The following is a 5921-nucleotide window of genomic DNA, read 5'->3' on the forward strand; positions in this document are numbered from 1 at the left end:
GGTGAATATGCCCCTGCTCCTTGCACACACCGCCCGTCAAACCACCCGAGTTGGGTCCAAATGAGGTTCTGCCCTTGTGGTAGGCTCGAATTTGGGTTCAGCAAGGAGGGTTAAGTCGTAACAAGGTATCTGTAGGGGAACCTGCAGATGGATCACCTCCTTTGAAACCAAAAGAGGCGATACCTACCCGCCAGAATGGCGGGGTATGAAGCAGGTATGCCTTGGGCGGGGTCGCTGGGCATCAAACTCATCGAGTGTCAATAGTATTTTCCTTCATTCTACAGCTAGAGTCATCTAGCCGTAGGAAGAAAAAAGAAGAGAGGGAGCTCCGAAGAGCTCAGTGTCTGTGCTTGCGGATGAGCAAGTCCTCGATATCTATGGTCCCGTCCTCGTCTACGTCCTCTGCGTGATATATGACGACGAGCCAGTGCTCGTGGTCGGGCGTTCCGTCATCATCCGTGTCAAGGCTCTCATAGTAGACGATCCTCAGGTCGACCTTCTCGAAGACGCCGTTGCTGTTCTCGTCGAAGGCCTCAAACTCACCTGCGAAGGCGCGCTGCCATTCCTTGTACCCGTCCTGGTCCGCGTCGACGTACTGATAGCCCATGACGGCGACGTGCACGTACTCAGGGTTCCCGTCATCGTTGGCGTCCGTCATCTCCAGCTCGGCCAGGAGGATTCCCTCGTACTCGGGCACGCCGTCCGACGTCGTGTCCAGCATCTCGTACGCTACGAGACATCCCCAGACCTCTTCCATATTCCCGTTGCTGTTCGTGTCGTTCGCCTCGAGAGCAACGTAGGCCACCTTCAGGTACTCCTTGTTCCCGTCCTCGTCCCGGTCAACGTACACTGCGCCAACCGCCTTCAGCTCGATCTTCTCGGGGTTCTCGGACGCCATTACTGTTCTCGTCAAAGGACTCGAGTCTTCCACCAGATTATGGACCTCGACGTCCACCGCGTAGAAGGCCAGGAACTCGTATATGCCGTTCGAGTTCGGGTCAAGGATCCCCGCTCCGCGAATCCTCATCTCCATCGTCTCCGCGATACCATTAGAGTCGTTATCCCTGGCTTCGATCGTGGCGTGGTAGCCGCGCATCCATTCCGGATTGTCGTCCTCGTTCATGTCCAGGACTTCCATCCGAAGGGCCTCGACCTTGATCTTCTCCGGATAGCCATCCTCAATCTCATCCACCATCTCAATCTCGAAGGAGACGACCCCTATGTACTCGGGTCTGCCGTTGCTCGAGTTGTCCCAGGCCCTGCCCGCAACGAGCCTCGCGTGCACGTACTCGACGTTTCCATCGGAGTTCGTGTCGTTTGCCTCGAACTCACCGAAGAGTCCCCGTGCGAGCTCTGGATTCCCGTCAACGTCCATGTCCAGTCCCTCGACTGCGACGAAGGACAGCGACATCGTCTCGTTGTTTCCGTCATCGTTCTCGTCCGCGATCGCCATCTCCAGCTTCGCGATGCCCTGGTACTCGATCGTTCCATCGTCCTCGAAGTCGTAGGACTGATAGCCCACCAAGACCATGCGGAGCTCCTCGACTATCCCGTTGTTTGTCTCGTCCTTGATCTCCGCCTGAGTCCAGAAGTACCGCCTGAACTCGAGGTTTCCATCCGTGTCAGCGTCCAGCTCCTGCTTTCCTGCGAACTCAAGGCTGAGGTAGTTGGGCGTCTCGTCGCCCTCGGGATCCTGCATCACGAGCCGCCAGAGTCCGAGAGCCTCGTACTCGACCAGTCCATCGCTGTTCGGGTCGAGCGCCAGGTGGACACCCTGCAGTCCGACAAGTGCGTTGAACTTCCCGTCGCTGTCGTTATCCCAGACGTTCATATTCCGTGCGAACACGGCCTTGACCTCCGGATAGCCGTCCTCGTTCTCATCGATCTCACAGACCACCAGGATCCTGACCTCCACCCACTCGGGGTTTCCGTCTCCGTCAGCGTCGTTGAAGTCAAATTCCACGGTCTTCGTGCAGTTGGGGTCGTCGCCCTCCTCGGTCAGAGCCTCGAGGAATATCCCGGTGTCGTACTCCTCCGCATCCACTTCCTCGATCCCCTCTAGCAGGGACATTGGCAGTTCGATGGGGTTCTCGGAGTCCATCTCGGGCATCTCGAGCTCGAAGTCCTCAGGAGTGATCAACTCCACCCCTTCCGAGGTGGCGAATTCGATCTGACTCTCGATTTCGGGCGAGAAATCCACCGTATAGTCTTCGCCCTCCTCCTCGATTGTCTCCGGAGGCGTCTCCGTTTCTGGTGTCTTCTCCTCTACGCTCTGCGTTTCTCGCTCCTCCATGACGACATCAGCGGTGCGTGTTCCGTAGTCGATGTCCTCAGAGCTTCTCGTGCTGTCAGGTTCTTGAGCGGGAGACATTGCCGCTCCCATCACCATCTGGTAGTCCTCGTTGCTCTCCAGTCCAGGAGCTTCGACCATCATCTTTGTCACAATGCCAAAGAGGGCCACGGTCACAAGCAGAAGGCACAGGGCAACGGCAACCTGCCCCGTTGATCTCTTCTTCGTGGTTGGTTCGTGCATCTTCTCACCGATAATCCTATCCCCTTGAGGTTATAACTACACCCGTGGAAATCTGTTACAGAAGATTCTTCCCTAAAGCTTATAAGGGAGTTCCTTGAGCGGGCCCCGGAAGCTTCGCGTTTGCCTTGGCCAGCAGGTCCCGCATGAGGTCCTCCGTCGGATTGTTTCTGAGGTCTTTAAATATCTTGAGACGAGTATTTATATGATGAGAAAGGACGCTCGAGCCGTCGAGAATCCCATCTCCGCCATTTTTGATCTGGCTGAGGAGGTTACCGAGCAGCATCCCAAGTTCAAGAGGCTCGTGAAGTATGCGACGGTGTTCATCGCAGCTTGGTTGTTTGTCGACTTCCTGTTCATCGTGGGTTCTTCTCCCATCTCATTTCCCTTCCTTCTGATCCTCTTCATATCGCTCTTCCTGCTCAGATGGTTCGACCGCACTACCGCACGGGCGATTCTTATATCCGTCGCGACCGTGAACACGTTCCTAATCCTTCTGTTGTTCTGGGGCCCCGGGACCGTGATACTTGGCGGGATCCTGACGGGGCTCTTCATTCTGGGCATCGTCCTGCTCAATCTCATCCACGAGATCAGGACCTTCTTCGACTACTACTGGATACGTTACAGAGTGATCAAGAGCGTCAGGGACGAGGATCCCGTGATGTACATCCCGAAGGGCGAGAGCTCGGTCCAAAGGGTGCTCAGCTTCCTCGCACAAAGGAGCCCCGACCTCATGAAGCACTTCTCGGCGCCAGGGGCGGTCATGACTCCGGCAATCCTCAAGGGGCGGGGTCAGTTCTTCTATCAGTTCGACGCCTATGCCAGCAGACGTTCAGGCTCTCTGTGGAGGGCTTTGAAGCTCGGTTATCCAGGATATGCCATTTACGTCAAGAGTTTCGCCCAGAAACCCAGGCTTCAGGACCTCACGGCGCTCAAGGGGGCGGTAGAGGAAATCACGGCCTTCACGAAGCTCCCTCCCCGCAGAGTGATAGCCCTGTGGACGAGGAAGAGTGAGGAGACCCTCGATGATGACGCGTACGATTTCCTCACGGGCGAGGCAGGCGTCATTAGGGGCGGCGTCTCTCTCATGAATTGCTCGCTGGAACTCATTTCCGAGAACCCGGATGGAACGTACGATTTCATCCCTTACGTCTCGGATGTTCCGAGCCAGCAACGCTAGCGGGCCCAGGCGGGGATATCCCTATACTTGCAGTGGTCGAGTATCTGTTCGTGGTATATCCGCTTGTAGAACTCGTTGAACTGCCTGACGTGGAGCACGCCCTCTTTCGTTATTCTGATTCCGTATCTCTTCCCACTCTGGGATATCTCGATAAACCCGTCTTCCTCGAGCCGGCTCAGAACCTTGTTCGTCATCACGTGGTTCGACTTGATCTCATGCTTGATGTCCTCTTTTGACAGGGATGAGTCTTTCTGTCCCAGGATCTCGTCCAGTCGCTCCTCCAGACCCTCCTGATACAGGTCGATGTCGAGCTCACTGACCAGCCTGTTCAGGGCAAAACAGCAGTAAATCTTGTAGTCCTTGTACAGCGCTGGACTGATTCCTTGCACCCCCTGAGGGTTGGGAGAATAAAGATTCTCACTTCATATATCCCTTTTGGCGACAGACCACCACCTGAGAATGAAGCGGCACAGGAGGCTACGCGAGCGGCAGATGTCCCAGTCGACCCACTCTCTGGTCACGCGGGTATCAGGCGGGAGGAATATCTGTCAAGCTAATGCTCAGGCCCCGGCGGCGGGCCTCCTCGACCACCCGTTCCGGTCGAATTGCGGACTCCACGGAATGTGCGCCCGGTCGAACCTCCCCTGCAGCAATCAACTGCGCCATTATCGAAGCATGCCAGCCGGTGACCCGCTCCATTGCCGTGAACCCCGTTTCACTGTCATAGCGGTCCACGAGATCGACAATGACTTCAGCGGGCGCCTCGTCCCTTGTTCCGATGACCCGAATGTGGATGATGGCGATGTCGTGGATGGAGCCTTTGGCCACCTGTGGCTCGAAAAGCGCGTGGAACACGTGACGTGGGATGACCTCGTGGCCGTCAACCTCGATCGGAGACTCACTCAGGAGACCCAAGTCACGAAAGGTCACTATCTGGTCCCAGTGCCCTGCGTACCGCAATGTCTTGTTCTCCAGAGTCCGCAGGACCCCCTGGAGCCCCCAGGGAGCGGTGGAGAGCCCGCCAGTGGTCACTCTGGCCTCCATCGTCCCCAGTTCAGGTATCTTCACCATCTCGGCGCCCTCCAGAGCCGGAACCGAGACCAATTCCCCATCCCGCAGGAATGTGGCTTCTCCCGCATACTCGTTCGTGAGCCCAGCGATGCTGAAGGTCAGAGCATAGTTCCAGGGCGGTTCGGGGTTCAACGGGAGCCCCGCCTCGTATACGAATGCATGTTGCGGATCGCCCATTTGAGCCATGGCGTAGGCCAGGAGACTGACGTTCATCCCGGGACCCATTCCGCAGTCCGGGACCAGAGCCGCCCCCGCTGCCCGCGCCTCTTCGTCGAGTGTGAGCTGCTGCCGCGTGATCTCAGTGTTCCCGCCCAAATCCACCATGCTGACACCCAGCGGGATGGCGGTCTGCGCTACAGTCAGGTTGCAGGCGTAAGGGAGCCCGCTGAGCAGGACTTCCACCCGCTCTTCCTCCAGAAACCGCCGCAACGTCCGGTCCTCAGACGCATCGAGCACCTGAGAGCTCACCGGAGCTTCGGGAAAGAACTCGCGAACTCGTTCCACAGCGGCCTGGGCCTGGGCCAGTTTCGCATCCGCCAGGAGAAGTGTTTCAGGGGCACCGAATCGGGCGATGTCATAGGCAGCCGCTGTCCCCTGACGTCCAGACCCCAGAACGGCATACCGCTTCCCCATCGAAGCCTGTAACGGAAGCGGCATAGAAGTAGATTATGGGCGAATGAATGGGCCCTGGCAGGTTTCAGGCCAGAGGATTGCACAAGTCTTAGGTAGCGATTCTGGCCAGGAACACTTCTCAATCCGATGTACTGGTGGCGTAAACTTCATGAATGGCAAAAGTGAACCCGCCCCGGAACACTTTATGAGGGGCATAGCGATACCAACTGGGCTAATGCAGCTCGATCCAAACGGAGGGACATTGAGATGATTCCGAGACAGGAATTCGGACGTACGGGGCATCAGAGCACACGCGTCATCTTCGGTTCTTGGGCGTTCAAGAAGGCAACTCAGTCAGAAGCGAATCGCGTATTGGCGCTGTTGCAGGAATACGGAGTGAATCACATCGACACCGCGCCCATGTATGGTAACGCAGAGAAAGTCATCGGGCCCTGGCTTGCCAAGCATCGGGATGACTTCTTCATTGCCACCAAAACCCGCAGCCGCTCACGCCAAGGAGCCTTGGAC

General features: G+C 57.1%; 5 protein-coding genes and 1 rRNA gene. 3 read left to right on the top strand and 3 right to left on the bottom strand.

Annotation, left to right across the window (positions count from 1 at the left end; all coding sequences use genetic code 11):
• Nucleotides 1–161, top strand: a 16S ribosomal RNA gene (locus LN415_09280); the annotation flags it as partial.
• 176 nt (nucleotides 162–337) lie between these two features.
• On the opposite strand, the gene LN415_09285 is transcribed toward LN415_09280, so the two are convergent.
• The gene (locus LN415_09285) at nucleotides 338–2533 is read right to left on the bottom strand and encodes a hypothetical protein (protein ID MCJ2557277.1); all 2196 of its coding nucleotides are present in this window, start codon (nucleotides 2531–2533) and stop codon (nucleotides 338–340) included.
• Between the two features lie 202 nt (nucleotides 2534–2735).
• On the opposite strand from LN415_09285, the gene LN415_09290 reads away from it, so the two are divergent.
• Nucleotides 2736–3710, top strand: coding sequence for a hypothetical protein (locus LN415_09290; GenBank protein ID MCJ2557278.1), 975 nt, complete (start codon nucleotides 2736–2738; stop codon nucleotides 3708–3710).
• On the opposite strand, the gene LN415_09295 is transcribed toward LN415_09290, so the two are convergent.
• Together LN415_09295 and LN415_09300 are read right to left on the bottom strand one after the other, a co-directional pair.
• A complete protein-coding gene (locus tag LN415_09295; GenBank protein MCJ2557279.1) occupies nucleotides 3707–4099 on the bottom strand; it encodes a hypothetical protein in 393 nt (130 codons plus the stop codon). The genes LN415_09290 and LN415_09295 overlap by 4 nt on opposite strands.
• A gap of 139 nt (nucleotides 4100–4238) precedes the next feature.
• The gene (locus tag LN415_09300; GenBank protein ID MCJ2557280.1) at nucleotides 4239–5414 is read right to left on the bottom strand and encodes a saccharopine dehydrogenase NADP-binding domain-containing protein; all 1176 of its coding nucleotides are present in this window, start codon (nucleotides 5412–5414) and stop codon (nucleotides 4239–4241) included.
• Between the two features lie 246 nt (nucleotides 5415–5660).
• Between LN415_09300 and LN415_09305 the strand changes: the two genes are divergently transcribed.
• The coding region (locus tag LN415_09305; GenBank protein MCJ2557281.1) for an aldo/keto reductase at nucleotides 5661–5921 on the top strand (261 nt) is incomplete at its 3' end.

The organism is Candidatus Thermoplasmatota archaeon, assembly GCA_022848865.1.
GTDB lineage: Archaea > Thermoplasmatota > Thermoplasmata > RBG-16-68-12 > JAGMCJ01 > JAGMCJ01.